Annotated in this window: 1 protein-coding gene; it reads right to left on the bottom strand. The window is 34.1% G+C overall.

The genetic code is table 11. From position 1 onward, the window contains the following. Nucleotides 1–7 precede the first annotated feature (7 nt). Nucleotides 8–1,003 carry an IS630 family transposase gene (locus NG792_RS28810; RefSeq protein WP_261237809.1) on the bottom strand — a complete coding sequence of 332 codons (996 nt, stop codon included), beginning with the start codon at nucleotides 1,001–1,003 and terminating at the stop codon, nucleotides 8–10. Nucleotides 1,004–1,096 lie beyond the last annotated feature (93 nt).

Raw genomic sequence — 1,096 nt, 5'->3', positions numbered from 1 at the left:
TATGCAGTTACGCAAAATTAATTGCATATTCTTTTCCTAGATTTTCGAGGACATTAGTGACATAATCAACTAAATTTTGCCAGTTTTTATAAGCTTCAATTTTAATCCATTCATGTTTGATAAACTTCCATAAAATTTCAATTAAATTCAGTTCCGGGGAATAAGGAGGTAACCAAAATATTTCCAGGTTTTTAGTCTCCCATTCTTCTAACTTTCCCACGACTGCCTTACTGGTGTGAATTGAGGCTTGGTCCATTACTACGACAGTTCTTTTAGTTATCTTTTTACTAAATTTATCTAAGAACTTAATCAACTTGGCGCTGTTTAAGTTTCCCGAATACAACTCATATTCTAATTCATTTTGGCGATTCATTACTCCTAATATATTTAGGCGCTTACTAGAAGCACTGGGAATCACAGTTCTCTCTTTTTTATCTTGCCATCCATAAGGTATTGAGGGAGTTAAAGACATTCCTGATTCATCTAAAAATCGTAAGTCAATTTTTCCGGTTTTATCTAATTCTTTTAGCTCTTTTAGTTTTTCTAACTTGAACTCATATTCCCAGTCAAAGGGACTTCCAGCGAGTCCTCTCTTCATTCTCCTCCAGGTCATTCCCAACTGTTTTGCTCCTCTTTTTATTGTATCTTTACTTACCTTAATTCCCCATTCCTCTTGAACTTGGTTAATGACCTTGTTTAAATTTTTAGGTTCGGCTTTTATCCACTCCCTAACTTGCTGTTTTTGAGGAGTTGTTAACTTGGGTTTTCTTCCTCTTCCCGGTTGGTCATACAACCCCGGTAATTTACTTTGTTCCCAGTGTTGAAACCAGTATTGCAGGGTTCGACGACTTATTTTAAAAACTTCCAATAATTTTTCCATTTTAAATCCTCTATGACTTAAAAGAATACAATGAGCTCTTTGCCTAACTTTATGATGCTGGCTATCATGATAAATTCTTTCTAGCATTTTTTCAGTTTCGGGACATAAATTTATAAATTTCATGGCTGACTCTCCTTTTTCTGCGTTTTAATGCCTAATATTGCATATTTTACATTAAACTTGGTAAATATGCAATTAATTTTGCATGACTGCTTA

Source organism: Laspinema olomoucense D3b (assembly GCF_025370785.1).
Lineage (GTDB): Bacteria > Cyanobacteriota > Cyanobacteriia > Cyanobacteriales > Laspinemataceae > Laspinema > Laspinema olomoucense.
This window is presented reverse-complemented; position numbering and strand designations above follow the sequence as displayed.

Bases quoted from the DNA above. Each gene is read 5' to 3' on its own strand.
- NG792_RS28810 (WP_261237809.1), bottom strand. From the start codon at position 1,003: ATGAAATTTATAAATTTATGTCCCGAAACTGAAAAAATGCTAGAAAGA.